Source organism: Actinospica acidithermotolerans (genome assembly GCF_018139625.1).
GTDB classification, from domain to species: Bacteria; Actinomycetota; Actinomycetes; order Streptomycetales; family Catenulisporaceae; genus Actinospica; species Actinospica acidithermotolerans.
In genome coordinates, this window is the sequence record NZ_JAGSOH010000092.1 from 14,338 (window position 1) to 29,141 (window position 14,804).

The 14,804-nt window shown below is 70.9% G+C and carries 14 protein-coding genes and 1 pseudogene; 1 reads left to right on the forward strand and 14 read right to left on the reverse strand.

Annotation, left to right across the window (positions count from 1 at the left end):
* Positions 1–27: 27 nt before the first annotated feature.
* From KDK95_RS25140 to KDK95_RS38335, 7 genes are all read right to left on the reverse strand, one after another.
* Positions 28–1,185, reverse strand: coding sequence for an LLM class flavin-dependent oxidoreductase (locus KDK95_RS25140; protein ID WP_212520752.1), 1,158 nt, complete (start codon positions 1,183–1,185; stop codon positions 28–30).
* Positions 1,182–2,294: an LLM class flavin-dependent oxidoreductase gene (locus KDK95_RS25145; RefSeq protein WP_212520753.1), complete on the reverse strand. Its 1,113-nt coding sequence runs from the start codon at positions 2,292–2,294 to the stop codon at positions 1,182–1,184. Before KDK95_RS25145 ends, KDK95_RS25140 begins: the two co-directional genes overlap by 4 nt.
* Positions 2,291–3,694: an NtaA/DmoA family FMN-dependent monooxygenase gene (locus KDK95_RS25150; RefSeq protein ID WP_212520754.1), complete on the reverse strand. Its 1,404-nt coding sequence runs from the start codon at positions 3,692–3,694 to the stop codon at positions 2,291–2,293. Before KDK95_RS25150 ends, KDK95_RS25145 begins: the two co-directional genes overlap by 4 nt.
* A gap of 15 nt (positions 3,695–3,709) precedes the next feature.
* Entirely contained in the window at positions 3,710–4,921 is a 1,212-nt protein-coding gene (locus KDK95_RS25155) for an LLM class flavin-dependent oxidoreductase (RefSeq protein WP_212520755.1), read from the reverse strand.
* Between the two features lies 1 nt (position 4,922).
* The gene (locus tag KDK95_RS25160; protein WP_212520756.1) at positions 4,923–5,426 is read right to left on the reverse strand and encodes a flavin reductase family protein; all 504 of its coding nucleotides are present in this window, start codon (positions 5,424–5,426) and stop codon (positions 4,923–4,925) included.
* Complete coding sequence (locus tag KDK95_RS25165; protein WP_212520757.1) at positions 5,423–5,995, reverse strand: NADPH-dependent FMN reductase; 573 nt, start codon at positions 5,993–5,995, stop codon at positions 5,423–5,425. The genes KDK95_RS25160 and KDK95_RS25165 overlap by 4 nt, the downstream gene beginning before the upstream one ends.
* Positions 5,996–6,151: 156 nt before the next feature.
* Positions 6,152–6,250 carry a putative leader peptide gene (locus tag KDK95_RS38335; protein WP_372463386.1) on the reverse strand — a complete coding sequence of 33 codons (99 nt, stop codon included), beginning with the start codon at positions 6,248–6,250 and terminating at the stop codon, positions 6,152–6,154.
* Between the two features lie 403 nt (positions 6,251–6,653).
* On the opposite strand from KDK95_RS38335, the gene KDK95_RS25170 reads away from it, so the two are divergent.
* On the forward strand, positions 6,654–7,649 hold the full coding sequence (locus KDK95_RS25170) for a GNAT family N-acetyltransferase (protein ID WP_212520758.1): 996 nt from the start codon (positions 6,654–6,656) through the stop codon (positions 7,647–7,649).
* Between the two features lie 109 nt (positions 7,650–7,758).
* Here KDK95_RS25170 and KDK95_RS25175 read toward each other — a convergent pair whose 3' ends face one another.
* The 7 genes and pseudogenes from KDK95_RS25175 to KDK95_RS38350 form a co-directional block, all read right to left on the reverse strand.
* Positions 7,759–8,715, reverse strand: a complete 957-nt coding sequence (locus KDK95_RS25175; protein WP_212520759.1) for a TauD/TfdA dioxygenase family protein — start codon at positions 8,713–8,715, stop codon at positions 7,759–7,761.
* Positions 8,712–10,076 carry an LLM class flavin-dependent oxidoreductase gene (locus KDK95_RS25180; RefSeq protein WP_307844641.1) on the reverse strand — a complete coding sequence of 455 codons (1,365 nt, stop codon included), beginning with the start codon at positions 10,074–10,076 and terminating at the stop codon, positions 8,712–8,714. Before KDK95_RS25180 ends, KDK95_RS25175 begins: the two co-directional genes overlap by 4 nt.
* The gene (locus tag KDK95_RS25185; RefSeq protein ID WP_212520760.1) at positions 10,073–10,927 is read right to left on the reverse strand and encodes an ABC transporter ATP-binding protein; all 855 of its coding nucleotides are present in this window, start codon (positions 10,925–10,927) and stop codon (positions 10,073–10,075) included. Before KDK95_RS25185 ends, KDK95_RS25180 begins: the two co-directional genes overlap by 4 nt.
* Positions 10,903–11,742 carry an ABC transporter permease gene (locus tag KDK95_RS38340; protein ID WP_372463387.1) on the reverse strand — a complete coding sequence of 280 codons (840 nt, stop codon included), beginning with the start codon at positions 11,740–11,742 and terminating at the stop codon, positions 10,903–10,905. The genes KDK95_RS25185 and KDK95_RS38340 overlap by 25 nt, the downstream gene beginning before the upstream one ends.
* A gap of 303 nt (positions 11,743–12,045) precedes the next feature.
* Positions 12,046–12,810: pseudogene (locus KDK95_RS38345) on the reverse strand (ABC transporter substrate-binding protein); the annotation flags it as partial.
* Positions 12,811–13,102: 292 nt separating this feature from the next.
* Positions 13,103–14,413 (reverse strand): ROK family protein, encoded by a 1,311-nt coding sequence (locus tag KDK95_RS25195; RefSeq protein WP_212520762.1) that lies wholly within the window; start codon positions 14,411–14,413, stop codon positions 13,103–13,105.
* 100 nt (positions 14,414–14,513) lie between these two features.
* Entirely contained in the window at positions 14,514–14,591 is a 78-nt protein-coding gene (locus tag KDK95_RS38350; protein ID WP_372463388.1) for a putative leader peptide, read from the reverse strand.
* Between the last annotated feature and the right edge of the window lie 213 nt (positions 14,592–14,804).

Here is a 14,804-nt window from a genome sequence, read left to right on the forward strand (position 1 = left end):
GTCAAGCCTCTGGTTTGGGCGTGCTGTTCACCGCGTCTCCCATTCCTCGGCGAGGAGTTCGAAGGAGCGGACGCGGTCGGCGTGGTCATGGGTGATCGTGGTGACGATCAGCTCGTCGGCTCCGGTCGCGTCGCGCAGGGTCTCGAGGCGGTCGGCGACCTGTTTGGCGGTGCCGACGAACTGCGTCTGCAGCCGGTCGGCGACCAGGTCCTGGTCTGCCTGTGTCCAGGGGACGAGCGCCGCCTCGGCGGGTGTGGGGTACGGGATGGCTCCTTCCGCCGTTCGGATGCTGCGCACCCACGGGCCGTAGCCGGCGGCGAGTTCGCGCGCTGTATGTTCGTCTTCCGCGACGACCACGTCGGCGGAGACGCTCACGTGGGGTTCGGTCACGCCGTAGGTGTCCGCGGCGGGTTCGAATGCGGCACGGTAGGCGTCGACGGCCTCGACGACGTTCGACGGGGCCACGTGGTAGTTGGCGGCGAAACGCAGGCCGTTGGAGCCGGCGACCTGTGCGCTCTCACCGGCGCTGCTGCCGAGGATCCACGGCTCGATCCGGGCGTGCTCGCCGGGTACGACGTGCGCCTCGACGCCCTCTGCCGCTTGGAACGTTCCGCGCAGCAGCGCGAGGATGTCGGCGATCTGCTCCGCGTAGTCCTGGGCATGGGCGCCAGGTTGCTGAAGCAGTCTGCCGATGAGGCCGAAGCGCGGCGATCCGAGCACAGCGGTGTAGTCGAAGGGCGGCGGGAGCAGCAGTCCGTTCGGGGTGACGGTCGCTTCGCGGCGCGGCGGGGGCGGTACGGTGGCGGCGCCGCGGGCGGTGCCGGGGCCGGGGCCGGGTTTGCCGCGTCCGCCGGAACGGCCGAGGCCGAGGTCGACGCGCCCGGGGTGAAGGGCGTCGAGCAGGCCGAACTCCTCGACCGTCGACAGTGCCGTGCGGTGCCCGAGTTGGACGGCGCCCGCGCCGAGCCGGATGCGGTCGGTCGACGCGGCGATCAGCGCGATCACGACGGCCGGGGAGGTGCCGGCCACCCCGGGATTCAGGTGGTGCTCGGCGAACCAGTACCGCGCGTAGCCGAGATCTTCGGCGTATTTCGCCAGTTCGATGCTGTTGCGCAGCGCCTCGGCCGCGGTCGACCCGCTGCTGATCGGAACGAGGTCGAGGATGGTCAGGGGCGTGTTGCTCATGCGGGCGCGCCTTCAATGATCCGAGGGTGTACGGGGTCTGCGGACGGATCGGGCAGCACGGGTGCCCAGGCGAACGGCGGGTCGGGGATCTCACGGCGCAGTACCGGCGCGATGTCGGCCTGGAACAGCGCGAGCGACTCCTCGTGCTGGCGCTGGGTGAGCCCTCCGGCGTCGGCGTGCAGGTGCAGGACGCTGTGCCCGAGTTGTTCGTGGTACTTGTGGACCTTGTCGACGATCTGCTGCGGGCTGCCGATGAGCGCCGAACTGCGTTCCACGTAGTCCTCGAAGGTCTCGAAGACGATCGGCAGGCCGATCCCGCGTTGGAAGCGCAGGTTGGCCTCGAAGACGGGGCGGTACTCGGCGAGCGCGTCTTGCGACTTTCTGCGCGTGAACATACCCGCGCTGCCTGCACCGACGGCGATCCGGGCCGGATCGTGGCCGTAGTGCTCCCAGCGTTCCCGGTAGTGGCTCACGAGTTCCGCGTACGGCTCGACCGGGTTGGTGACGTTCGCCGAGAACAGCGGCTCGCCGTAGCGGGCGGCGAGGTCCACGGACTGCCGGCTGGTCGCGCTGCCGTGCCAGACGCGGATCGGCTGCTGCAGCGGGCGCGGCCAGGTCTCGGCGTCGGTGAGGCCGGGCCGGAAGCGGCCCGACCAACTGGAGATCTTCGGCTCGCGCCACAGCCGGCGGAACAGCTCGTAGCCCTCGATGTGCCGTTCCCACTGGTCCTCGGTCGTGACCTGGAACAGTTCGCGCTGCGCCGCGCCGTTGCCCTTGCCGATGATCAGGTCGAGCCGTCCGCCCGAGAGGTGGTCGAGGGTCGCATAGTCCTCATACGCGCGGACCGGGTCGAGCAGGCTGAGCGTGGTGACGGCGGTGAACAGCCGGATGCGGCTGGTACGCGCGGCGATGTGGCTGAGCACGACGGGCGGCGAGGAGGAGATGAACGGCCGCTCGTGCCGCTCCCCCACGCCGAACCCGTCGAAGCCGAGGTCCTCGGCGAGCTGCGCGTCGGAGATCAGTCGGGCGAAGCGCTCACGAGTCGAGGGCTGCGCACCGGTGATCGGGTGCGGGGCGTGCACGATGAGGCTGATGGCGAGAAATCTCATGCCGTGGCCCCTTCCGGCGCTGCCGTCCGCGCTGTGCTGTCGCCGACCGGCAGCGGGTGCAGGCCGAGGTGCTCGCGCAGCGTGCTGCCTGCGTACTCGGTGCGGAACACGCCCTTCTCCTGGAGCAGCGGCACGACGTTGTCGGCGAACTGGTCGAGGCCGTCCGGCGTGATGTGCGGGACGAGGATGAATCCGTCCGCCGCGTCCGACTGCACGAGGTCGTCGATTGCGTCGGCGATGGTTCGCGGCGAGCCGATGAAGTTCTGCCGACCGGTCACGTGGATGATCAGCTCGCGGATGGAGTAGCCCTTGGCCTGCGCCAGCTCGCGCCATTCGCGGGCGGTGGCCAGTGGGTCGCGGTGCATCCGCACGCTGGCCCGGCCGCGCGCGACGGTGTGCTCGCCGAGTTCCGGATCGCTTTCCGGCAGCGGACCGTCAGGGTCGTAGCCGCTCAGGTCGCGGTTCCACAGCTGTTCCAGCATGCGGATCGCGGTCTGGCCGCTGACCTGCTGGAAGCGCACGGCCTCGGCGAGCTCACGCGCCTCGGCGTCGGTGTCGGCGAGCACGAACGTGGCGGCCGGCAGCACCTTGAGCTGATCCGGGTCACGCCCGTACTTCGCCATCCGCCCTTTGACGTCACTGTAAAACGCCTGGCCGGCGTCCTTCGTGCCGTGCCGGCTGAAGATGGCGTCGGCTTCGGCGGCGGCGAACTCGCGTCCCTCGTCCGAGTCGCCGGCCTGGAAGATCACCGGTCGTCCCTGCGGGGAGCGCGGCACGTTGAACTGTCCTTCGATGTCGAAGAACGCGTCGCGTACGGTGAATCTCCCGGGCTCCGGATCGGTGAGGAACTCGCCGGTGTTCTCATCACCGCTGATCTCGTCGCCGTGCCAGGAGTCGAACAGGGTCAGCGCGGCGTGCAGGAAGCTGCGGGCGCGCTCGTAGCGGTGTTCCTGCGGCAGGTATCCGCCGCGGCGGAAATTCTCGCCGGTGAACGCGTCCCAGGAGGTGACGACGTTCCACGCGGCGCGCCCGGCGGAGAGGTGGTCGAGCGTGGCGAACTGCCGGGCGACCTCGTAGGGCTCGTTGAATGTGGAGTTGATGGTGCCCGCGAGCCCGAGCCGGTCGGTGACGGCGGCCAGCGCGGCCAGCACGGTGAACGTGTCCGGGCGCCCGACCACGTCGAGGTCGTAGATGAGCCCGTTCTGCTCGCGCAGCCGCAGGCCCTCGGCCAGGAACAGGAAGTCGAACAGCGCCCGTTCGGCGGTCTGCGCGAACCTGCGGAAGGATTCGAACTCGATGTGGCTGCCGGAACGCGGATCGCTCCACACGGTCGTGTTGTTCACGCCCGGGAAGTGGGCGGCGAGGTGGATCTGCTTGAGCGGCTTGCCGCTGTCGGTCATGGTCGCTTCCCTCCTTCAGGCGGCCGCGGTCGCGTAGCGGTTGGCCGGACGCGGCAGGCCGAGATTGCCGCGCAGGGTGTCGGCGGCGTAGCCGCTGCGGAACAGGCCGCGCCGCTGGAGCTCGGGAACCAGGCCGTACGCGATCCCGTCGAGGTCGTGCGGGACCGTGGCGGGCCGCAGCCTGAATCCGTCCAGTCCGGAGCGCGCCCACTGCGCGAGCTGGTCGGCGAGAGCGGCGGGCGAGCCGGCGAAGATCGGCGCGTCCGAGCGGTACGGCGCGCCTGCCGCCTCGTCGAGCCGCTCCTTCCTGGCAAGCGCCGTGACCGGAGCCTCATCGAGGAAGACCACGAACTCGCCGAAGACGAGCAGGCGCTCGCCTTCCCTGCCGGCGGCGGCCTGCGCTTGCCGGATCTCCGCGACGATCGGGGCGATCGCGTCCGGGTCCGGCGGCGTGATCAGCACGACGTCGGCGCTGCGTGCGGCGAACGCGTACGGAACGCTCGAGTGGGCCAGCGCCACCACCGGTGGTTGCCCCTGCGGCGGGCGCGGGGTGATCGACGGCCCGCGGACGCTGAAGTGCCGGCCGGTGAAGTCGATGTAGTGCAGCTTCTCCCGGTCGATGAACCGGCCCGTGGCGAGGTCGCGGATCTCCGCGTCGTCCTCCCAGCTGTCCCAGAGGCGCCGCACGACCTCGACGTGGTCGGCCGCCTCGTCGAACAGTTCGCGGATCACCGCCTGAGTCTCGGGTTCCGCGAGATCCTCGACGCGCAGCGCGGGCAGGTCGCGGCGGCCGAACAGCGCCGCCTCCGGAGCGAGAGCGCCGACCTGCGGACGCCAGCCAGCGCGTCCGGTGCTCACGTAGTCGAGGGTCGCGATGGTCTTCGACACATGGAAAGGTTCGGTGTGTGTGGTGGTCACGGTCGGCACCAGCCCGATGTGCGCGGTCAGCGGGGCGAGCCGGGCCGCGATCAGCGAGGCGTCGAGCCTGCCGCGCACCCGGTCGGTGCGCGTATCGGGCGAGGCGAACTCGTCGGATTGCAGCAGGAACCCGTCCTCGATCGTGACGAAGTCCAGCAGCCCGGCCTGCGCGGTCCGCACCTGCTCAAGCCAGTAGGCGGCACCGATCAGCCGAGCGGCCGGAGCTGCGTCCGGCTCACGCCATGCCGCCGGATGCCAGCCCGCGCCGTCCAGCGCTGCGGCAAGGTGGATCTGGGTTTTGTCACTCATGTCAGGCCGCCTCAAGCCGGTGGTACCCGCTGCCGTGGAAGACCAGCGGCGGGGTGTGCGGGTCGGCGCCGATACCGTGTACGGACAGCAGCACGATGTCGTGGTCCCCGGCCCGGATCTCCCGCTCGATCGAGCAGTCGAGCCAGGCGCTCGCCTCCTCCAGAAGCACCGCGCCGTCCGCGGTCGGATGCCATGCGAGACCGGCGAAGCGCTCGATCCCCCGCGAGGCGAGTCGGCGGCTGGCCGATTCCTGCCGGTGGCCGAGCACGCTCACGCCGATCCGGTCCGCGCCGCGCAGCCGCGGCCAGGTCTGCGAGGTGGTGGCCACGCACACCGACACCAGCGGCGGATCGAGCGAGACCGAGGTGAACGAGTTCGCCGCAAGGCCCACCGGCTCGCCGTCCACCAGAGCGGCCAGTGCCGTGACGCCGGTGGGGAAGGCCGCGAGCACCCGCCGCAGCGCGGTCGGCTCGACCGCCACGTCGATGGCGACACCGAGGCTCATGCCGCACCCGCCGGATCCGCGATGCGCAGCGCGTTCGACGCCGCGGCGATGCGCGGCCGCGCCGTCTCCAGCCAACCCACGTAGGCGGCGGCCTCCTCGTAGGCGGAGTCGAGCACGTACAAGGCCTTCGTCGGCAGCACGGCGCCGAGTTCGGCGAGCACCGGCTTGAGGAAGACCTCAGGAGCCAGCGCGTGCCCGGGACCGGCGCCGAGCATCAGCGGCACGGCCACCACCCCGTCCAGCGCGTTCGCACCGAACCGGTCAAGGAATACCTTCAGCAGGCCTGTATACGAGGCCTTATAGGTGGGGCTGGCGAACACGACGAGGTCGAGTCCGCGCACTGCGCTCACCGCCTCCTCCACCTCGGCATTCGACCAGTCCAGCAGCGCCGCGCCGAAGGCGGCGAGGTCGATCGCGAGGTCCGGCGCACGGCCGGTGAGCTGTTCGGCCAGGTGGGCGGCGGCCAGGAAGGTGCGGGAGGCGGGCTTCGGATTGCCCACCACGATTCCGGCCCGCAGGCCGGCAGGCAGAGGTGATGCAGATGTCTGATTCACGTGATTCTCTGTCATGGAGGTTCCTCTCCGCGCCGCGGCGCGAGGGAGGGGAGACGGCGGATCGGGCGCACGGCGGCGCGGGCCGGGCGCGCAGGCGCGGCGGAAAGGCGGGGTGGAAGAGAGTGGCGGCCGGTCGCGAACGGGCCCCGGGGGGCCGGAGGACTCAGCTGATCAGCGACACAGCGCGCTGCTGACGCGCGCGAAGTCGACGTGGCGGCGGGCGACCAGGTGCCGGGAGAGCGACGCGACGGGACGAACGACGCGGTCCATCAGCGCGCTCACCTCCATACCGCCGGGGCTCTGGGTCTCTTACCGATCCCTTCGAAAGTAGACACAGCACCGGAGAGCTGTCAATCAACGTCCGGACGCCGGACTCTGGAACGCCCTTGACACCCCGTCGAGCGCCTCCCTATCTTCAAGCCGGGGGCCGGCCTGTGCGCGCGGGACGCAGGCGGCGCTCCGGCCAGGTCACCTCCACCGCGGTCGGCTTCGTCGCCGCCAAGGGAACTCCGCTTGCGGGGCTGCTCAGCCAGGCAGTCAATGAGCTGATTGCGGACAGCACGTACGGGAAGATTCCTTCCACGTGGTCTATCAGCGGCAATGGCATCGCCGAGTCCGCCGTCGACCCGCAACCCAGCCTGTAATCCAGTCAACTTGACGGGTGGTCGCGTGCATGGCAGACGTCGAGGTCATCGCTGAGTCCGGAACCGCCATACTCGACACCGGCACCTGGGGCGCATTCGCGGCGGCGGAGGGGACGGTGTTCCACACCGGCCGCTTCCTGCGCTCCTGGTGGCATCACCGGTCGGCCGGGAATCCCGAAGCCCGGCTGGTGACGGCGAAAGTCGTCGGAGACGGCCGCGTCCTCGGCCAGTGCGCATTCGAGCTCGCCGGGCACGTGCTGTCATTCGCCGGCGGCCAGGACGTGGTGGACTACATGGGACCGATCGCGCTCGCGGGACGCGAGGCGGAGGTCGCCGATGCGTTGACCCGATGGGCGTTCGACGAGCTGGAGTGGTCCCGGGCGCACTTCTCCGGGCTGGCGGGCGATGCTGCGATGACCCGTGCGATCACCGACGCCGTCAAGCGGCTGGCACCAGGTGCGATCATCGAGCCCTACGACAGTGCCCCGCGGATCGATGAGGCTCCGCAGGGGTATCTTTCGCTGCTCAACGCGAAGCGCCGCGCGGACGTCTTGCGCAAGCGCAACCGTCTCGCCGAGGTGGTCGGCGGCCTCGAGCTCGTCGATTCGACTCCCGCAACCGTATGCGGATCGCTGGAACGGCTGCTCGCCTGGAAAGCCGGCGCGAGCCCGGCGACCAGCGAATTCGTGGCCGAGTACGGCGGATTCATGCGCAGGCTCGCGTCGGACCTGGCGGCCGTGGACGCGGGTCGCGTCGTCGAACTGCACGCCGGCGGCAGGCCGGTCGCGGCGGTCGTGGTGCTCCGGCACAGGAGCACCGCCTACATCTACAACATGGCCTACGACATGGCGCTCACCGCTGACGGCCATGCAGGGCTGGCACCCGGAGTGGTGCTCGTGTCCATGCTCATCGAACGCAGCCTGGAGGCCGGTCTGCGGTTCGACTTCCTCAAGGGCGCCCAGGACTACAAGCTGCGCTTGGGTGGCGTTCCGGTAGACCTGATCGGCATCAGCGTCGCACGCTGACGCCGCAGGTCAGCCCGTGCGACGCTGCCTGCTGGTCACGCCGTGGCCCTCTGACTGACGGTGCCCGGCCGGGGCGACTCCCCGGCCGGGCACCGAACCGACGCCCCCGTCAGGCGGCCGTGGTGGCTGCGACTTCGGCGACGGTGGTGTAGTGCGATGCGTCGCCCTCGATGGAGTAGCTGCGCTGCCCCTCGATGCTGACGGGGATGTCGCCGGCGACGGTCACGCGGTGCAGGCGGCGGGGCAGGTCGTCGTAGTTGTCGATGGCGTAGTGCTGGGTGATGCGGTTGTCGAACAGCACCAGCTCGTTCGGCGACCAGCGCCAGCGCAGCACGTTCTCCGGGCGGGTGACGTAGCTCTGCAGCAGATCGAGGATCTTCCGGGACTCGCTCGAGGACAGGCCCACGATGCGCTGGGCGAATCCGCCGATGAACAGGCCGCGCTCGCCGGTCAGCGGGTGCACGCGGACGACCGGGTGGGCCGTCTCGTACTTGATCGAGGTGAAGACCTCGCGGTGTTCCTCGTGCCGCTCGCCCAGCGCGCGGCCCTGCACCGCGTAGTCGTAGACGTTGGTGTGCACGGCCCAGAGCGTGTCGGCGAACGCGCGCAGCGGCTCCGGCAGGTCGCGGTAGGCCGCGGCCGAGTTCGCGATGAGCGTCTCGCCGCCGTAGGGCGGAATGACGATGCTGCGCAGGGTGGATGCCTGCGGCGGGCTGAGCACGAACGTGACGTCGGTGTGCCAGTGGTTGGCTCGGCCGCCCTGCTCGCTGTCGACGCGCAGGATGTTCGGGGAGCCGTCGAGTGACGGGACGGTCGGGTGGGCCGTGGTCAGCTCGCCGAAGTGTGCGGCGAAGCGCTGCTGGCCCTCGTCGTCGAGGCCGGTGGCGTCGAAGACCAGCGCCTTGTGCGTGTTCAGGGCCGCGCGAACCGCGGCGACGGTGCCCGAATCGAGCTCGCCGGTGATATCGAGGCCTGCCACTCGGGCGCCGATCCGGCCGGTGACCTTCCGGATGTCCAGTTCGGCGCTCGCATCGGCCGTGGTGACTTCGTGTGCGGTGACGGTCATGACTTGCTCCCTGTCCGTGTGTCGATGTCGGTTCTCTTGCTTGCGGATCGGGTGGCGTCCGGACGTGGCAGTCCGTACCGCGCGCGCAGCGTCTCGCCGGGGACATACGCCGTGCGGAACAGGCCGCGGCGGCGCAGGATCGGGACGACCTCGTCGACGAACACCTCGAGCCCGGAGGGCAGCACCGGCGGCATGATGTTGAAGCCGTCCGCCGCGCCGCCGGTGAACCAGAGCTCGATCTCGTCGGCTACCTGCTCCGGCGTGCCGGCGAAGGTGCGATGGCCGCGCCCGCCGCCGAGCCGGCCGATCAGTTCCCGGACGGTCAGCTTGTCTCGGCGGGCGAGCTCGACCACGAGCTCGTAGCGGCTCTGCGCGCCGTTGATCAGCTCCGGGGGCGGCAGGTTCTCGGGCAGGCGCGAGTCGAGGTCCAGCTGGTCGAGCGGGATCTGCAGCAGCTCGGAGAGCGTGCGCCGGCCGTGCTCGTAGGTGATGAGTTCCTCCAGCTGCGCGTCGCGCAGCCGCGCCTCGGCCTCGGTCGAGCCGATCACCGGGACGAGGCCGGGCAGGATCTTGACGCCCTCCGGGTCACGGCCCGCCGCAAGCGTGCGGGCCTTGAGGTCGGCGTAGAAGGAGCGCGCCTCGGCCAGCGTCTGCTGCGCCGTGAACACGGCCTCGGCGTAGCGCGCGGCGAAGTCCTTGCCGTCCTCGGAGGAGCCGGCCTGGACCAGCAGCGGATAGCCCTGCGGCGAGCGCGGCACGTTGAGCGCGCCCTCGACCGAGAAGTATGTGCCCTGGTGCCGCGGCGGGTGGATCTTGCGCTGGTCGCCCCAGACGCCCAGCTTCTTGTCACCGACGTAGACGTCGTCCTCCCAGCTGTCCCACAGCTTCTTCACGACTTCGGTGAACTCGGCAGCGCGCTCGTAGCGTTGCGCGTGCGCGGGTGCGTCGTCGAGGCCGAAGTTGCGGGCGGCGGCGGGGCCGGCTGTGGTGACGATGTTCCACCCGGCCCGGCCGGCGCTGACGTGGTCGAGCGAGGAGAAGCGCCGGGCCAGGTTGTACGGCGAGTTGTAGGTGGTCGAGGCAGTGGCGATCAGCCCGATGTGCTCGGTCGCGGCGGCGAGCACGGTCAGCAGTGTCAGCGGCTCGATCACCCCGGCCGGGCGCTGTGCCACGTCGCCCCACAGCACCGGCCCGTCGGCGAGGAAGAGCGAGTCGAAGGTGCCGCGTTCGGCCGTGCGGGCCAGGGCCTTGAAATGCTCGATGTCCGTGGCCGCCAAGGGGTCGCTCTCGGGCAGCCGCCAGGACGCCTCATGGTGGCCGGTGCTCATGAGGAAGGCGTTGAGATGCAGGGTTCTGCTCACGAGCCCACCTCCTCGAGGGCTGCGACCTCGGCGGAGGCGGCTGGCGAGTCGGCCTCGGGGTCGGGGCCCGGCCCGGCCGCCGCCGCTTGGGTCCGCGAGCCGGACTCGTGCTCGCGGACCCCGAGCGCGGCCAGCAGCCGCTCGCGGTACTCGGCGAAGCGCGGGTCCTTGACCGAGCGCGGCCGCGGCAGGTCGATGGCGAGGTCCAGGCAGAACCGGCCCTCCTCCAGCACCAGCGCCCGGTCGGCCAGCAGCACCGCCTCCTCGACGTCGTGCGTGACCAGCAGCACGGTCGGGCCGTGGTGCTGCCACACCTCGCTCAGCAGAGCGTGCATCCGGATCCGGGTCAGCGCGTCGAGGGCGCCGAACGGCTCGTCGGCCAGGAGCAGTTCGGGCTCCCTGGCCAGCGACCGCGCCAGCGCGGCGCGCTGGGCCTCGCCGCCGGACAGCTCGCTCGGCCACGCGTCCTCCCGGCCGGCCAGCCCCACCTCCGCGAGCGCCGCTCGCGCCCGGGCCTCGGCCGCCGCGGCGTGCGGGCCGCGGCGCGGCAGGCCGAGCAGGACGTTGTCCAGCACGCGCCGCCACGGCAGCAGCCGCGAGTCCTGGAAGATGACGGAGACCCGCTCCGGCGAGAGGATCTCGCCGTCGCCGTCTACCTCGTGGTCGATCCCGGCGATGGCCCGCAGCAGCGTGCTCTTGCCCGAGCCGCTGCGGCCGACCAGGGCCACGAACTGGCCGCGCGGGATGCGCAGGTCGATGCCGTCGAGCACGGTGCGGGTGCCGAAGCGGCGAGCGAGGCCGCCGAGCACGACCGCGGTCTGGGCGCTCAGCCCGCCAGGGTACGCCGCCATGACAGCACTCTCCTTTCGATCAGCCGGACGATCAGGTCGGAGGCGAAGCCCCAGATCCCGTAGATGGCGAGGCCCACCACGACGCTGTCGATCAGTCCGTATGTGGCCTGCTGGAACATCAGGTAGCCCAGGCCGCTGGTGGCGTTGACCTCCTCGACCACGACGAGGGCGAGCCAGGAGCCGGTCACCCCGAGCCGCAGGCCGGTGAAGAAGCCGGGCAGCGCGCCGGGGACGACCACCTGCCGGACGAACTGGCCGCGGCTCAGGCCCAGGGTCTCGGCCAGTTCCACGTAGCGCTGGTCGATCGCGGAAAGCGCGGCGGAGAGATTGATGTAGATCGGGATGTACACCGCCATCGCGATGATGGTGATCTTGAAGGTCTCGCCGATGCCGAGCCAGAGGATGAACAGCGGGATCATGCCGAGGATCGGCAGGGCCCGGTTGATCTGCACGTTGCCGTCGATCAGGGCCGCGCCGACCCGGCTGAGCCCGGCGATCAGGGCCAGCGCGACGCCCGCGACCAGGCCGATCGCGAAGCCCTCGCCGGCGCGCTGCAGCGAGATCGCCAGGTCGGGGCCGAGCGTGCCGGAGTTCCACAGCCGGATGCCGGTGCTCACCACGGACCAGGGAGCCGGGAGGATGCGCGGGTCGAGCCGGCCGGTCGCGCTGGCCAGCGACCAGCCCGCGATCAGCAGCACCGGGCCGAGCGCGCGGGCGAACGGCAGGCGCCGGCCGGGGCCGAGCCGTCGTGTCCTGCGGCGGGCCACCGGAGCCGCGGCGGGCGCGGCCGGGGGACGAACGAGGATATCGGCCACGGCGATCAGCTCCGGTAGGTCGCCGGGACCGCGGCGGCGGCGAGGTGCTCGAAACGGCGGTCGAACAGCGTCGAAGGACGTGATGAACCCGCCCTGCGCGAGCAGGCCGGCGGTCTGCTTCTCCCAGGCGATGGCCGCGTCCCAGCTGGCCGGGAACCAGGGTTTCGGCGTCAGTTGCACGACCCGGGCGGCCTGGGCCGCGCTGATGTTCTGGGACTTGACATAGAAGTCCTGCTCCCAGGCGGCGGGGTGCTCGTACACCCAGACCACGGCCTTGGCCCACAGCGGTACGAACGCGGCGATCGCGGCGGCCTTACCGGGGTCGGCGAGCACCGATGCCGGCGCCCACAGCAGGGTGAGGAAGTCGACGACGCCGGTGTCGATAGAGTGCGCGCCGTCCTTCCCGTAGCTGTTGAGGTAGTTCGGCAACTGGCTCACCGGAAGCGGCGCGATGTCGACCTGGCCGGATTCGAGCGCGACCAGGAACTGGTCGCTGGTGAGGTTGACGAGGTTCACGTCCTTATACGAGATGCCAGCCTTCTGCAGGGCCCGCAGCAGCACCACGCCCTGTGCCTGTCCCTGGGAGAAGGCGAGGCTCTTGCCGCGGAAGTCGTCGACCGACTGGATCGTGCTGTGCGGCTTGGTGGCGAACACGTAGGTGGGCGTGCGGGTCTGGTTGATCGCCACGATCCGGGTCTCGTAGCCCTGATTGTGCGCTTCGATCGGCGGGATGCCGGCGTTGACGGCCAGATCCACCGAGCCGGCCCGGAAGGCGGCGAGCACATCGGGCCCGGCGGCCAGGTTGGGCCAGGACGAGACGTGGAACGGCAGAGTGTCGATCAGGCCGGAGAGCTGGAGTTCAAGCTGGGTGGTGCCGAGGCCGGAGGCGATCGCCAGGCTGGTGCCGCTGGGCACGACGTTCGGCAGCGCCGCGTCGGCGGCGAGCACGGGCCCGCTCGCCTTCGCCGCGGCGCAGGAGCTCAGGCCCAGCGCGGCGCCGGTGGCCAGCACGGAGCGCAGCAGAAGTCTTCGATCGATGCCGGATCGCCGGGCGGAAATGGTGGACACGGTGGTTCTCCTCAGGATTGCGTCGCCGGACGTACGCCACCGGCGCGCGGCGGACGACCGGCCGCGCGCACGGTGAAGTACGGCTGGAAAAGGGAGTGCTCGTGGGCGCGGTCGGCAGATTCAGGCCGCGCGGGGCACAGGTAACTCCAGGGAGCTAGGACGCAGGCTCGGTATACGAGCCCTTCCTACGCTCCGGGCGATTACCGGCGACAGGAGGAACGGCCCACTCGCATCAGGTCGATGACCCGGCGCTTGACCAGGTTGACGAGGTGTCGGTCCATGTCTTCCATGGTCACCGCGAAACCCCGGGGCGGTCAATATTGCAATCTTCTGAATTAATCGAGTTTCCGCGCGAGGCCGCGGCGCGTTCGAGGATTCCGAGCGGATCGCGGTAGAGCGCGTCGAGGATCACCGCACCGCCCGCCGTCTCCAGCACCGCACCGCGGAAGGCGGTGGGCAGCAGGAACCGGTCCACCTCGTCCCGTACCGTGCACAGGTGTTCGCGGGCGGATCCGCGCAGCGCGGCCAGCACGTCCGGCAGGTACGCGGCGGCCGGGTCCATTACCACGACCAGTTCGGGGCTGAAGACGTCCGTGAGCAGCGCGACGGCACGGCCGACGAGCCGGGCGCGCTCCACGAGCATCGCCACGGCCGCGCCGTCGCCGACGCGGGCGGCGTGCAGCAACAGCCGATAGTCCGGTCGCGCGATCAACCCGCGATCGGCGGCCCGCCGGATCAGGGAGGACTCGGACACGGTCGCCTCGAGGCAGCCGATGCGCCCGCATGAGCACCGTGCGTCGCTGCCCTCGATGGGCAGGTGTCCGATCGCGCCGGCCTGGGATCCGGCGCCGTAGTGCGCTTCGCCGCGGGTGGCGAAGGCGGCGTCGACGACGTTGCCGACGAACAGGTGCAGAACGCTGGCGGCTGCGCGCGCCTGGCCGAGCAGGATCTCGCCGTGCAGCAGGGCCCGCGAGTGGTTGTCGACGTACACGGCGAGCCCGGTCTGTTCGGCCAGCAGCTCGCGCAGCGGGACGAGCGACCAGCCGAGCCGCGGATGGTCCATGACAGTGCCGGACTCCGCGTCCACCCACCCGCCGATCGCCACCCCGACTCCAAGCGGCGGCGCGCCGCCGTGCGCGGCACGCAACCGCGCGAGGGCACCGGCCGCGCGCCGCACCACGACGCCGGGATCAGTGGACGTGTGCGGCACCAGTTCCGTGGCCAGGACCCGACCGGCCAGGTCGAGCAGGGCGACGGTCGATGCCTGCACAGCGACGTGGATCGCGGCCACCCGGCAGCGGGTGACGTCGACGGCGACCGGGATGTGCGGACGTCCGGCCCCGTTGGAACGGACCTCCCCCGGCAGCTCGCACAGCACCCCGCCGCGCATGAGGTCGACGCAGTGGCTGGTCACCGCGGCGGGCGAGAGGCCAGTGATGCGCGCGATAGTGCTGCGGGCGATAGGGCCATGGTGCAGGGCCGCGCGCAAAACGGCGCCCGCATTGGCCGCCCGGCGGCCGGCCTGAGCGATGGGCACGGTTTCCAGGTCAGGCACAGCGGCACGGGTGACCACTGGCGGGCCGACCGCGTCGATGAGAGTCATCGTCTTCCCTATATGCGTCTGTGTGCGAGAGTTCTGAGTCGATTCCTGGCAGGACCGAACGGCCCGGCGGCGCGGGCGGCCTTCGTCGGGGAACGGATTCTCAGCTACACAGAGCGCTGTTGACGCGCGCGAGATCCACGTGGCGGCGGGTGACGAGACGCGGCGACACGGTGCTCACACCCCTCTCGCGCGGCGACCGGTGGGCCCGGACACGGGCTGACCTCGGCTTGACGATAGGGACGGGCCCGCGAGGGTGTCAAGCGTGTTCCAGGGGCCGGTCGGATGGACGACAACCGTGACGCCGACGTAGCCGAGGGCAGACGCCGCACGCGCGCTGGATCAGCTCGTAGTCGGCTGCGGGTTCATGGGGGCATGGGGAGCGGTTCGGGCG

Bases quoted from the DNA above. Each gene is read 5' to 3' on its own strand.
- KDK95_RS25175 (WP_212520759.1), bottom strand. From the start codon at position 8,715: ATGACCGTCACCGCACACGAAGTCACCACGGCCGATGCGAGCGCCGAA.
- KDK95_RS25165 (WP_212520757.1), bottom strand. From the start codon at position 5,995: ATGACAGAGAATCACGTGAATCAGACATCTGCATCACCTCTGCCTGCC.
- KDK95_RS25145 (WP_212520753.1), bottom strand. From the start codon at position 2,294: ATGAGATTTCTCGCCATCAGCCTCATCGTGCACGCCCCGCACCCGATC.
- KDK95_RS38335 (WP_372463386.1), bottom strand. From the start codon at position 6,250: ATGGACCGCGTCGTTCGTCCCGTCGCGTCGCTCTCCCGGCACCTGGTC.
- KDK95_RS25185 (WP_212520760.1), bottom strand. From the start codon at position 10,927: ATGGCGGCGTACCCTGGCGGGCTGAGCGCCCAGACCGCGGTCGTGCTC.
- KDK95_RS25155 (WP_212520755.1), bottom strand. From the start codon at position 4,921: ATGAGTGACAAAACCCAGATCCACCTTGCCGCAGCGCTGGACGGCGCG.
- KDK95_RS25150 (WP_212520754.1), bottom strand. From the start codon at position 3,694: ATGACCGACAGCGGCAAGCCGCTCAAGCAGATCCACCTCGCCGCCCAC.
- KDK95_RS25195 (WP_212520762.1), bottom strand. From the start codon at position 14,413: ATGACTCTCATCGACGCGGTCGGCCCGCCAGTGGTCACCCGTGCCGCT.
- KDK95_RS25160 (WP_212520756.1), bottom strand. From the start codon at position 5,426: ATGAGCCTCGGTGTCGCCATCGACGTGGCGGTCGAGCCGACCGCGCTG.
- KDK95_RS25170 (WP_212520758.1), top strand. From the start codon at position 6,654: ATGGCAGACGTCGAGGTCATCGCTGAGTCCGGAACCGCCATACTCGAC.
- KDK95_RS25140 (WP_212520752.1), bottom strand. From the start codon at position 1,185: ATGAGCAACACGCCCCTGACCATCCTCGACCTCGTTCCGATCAGCAGC.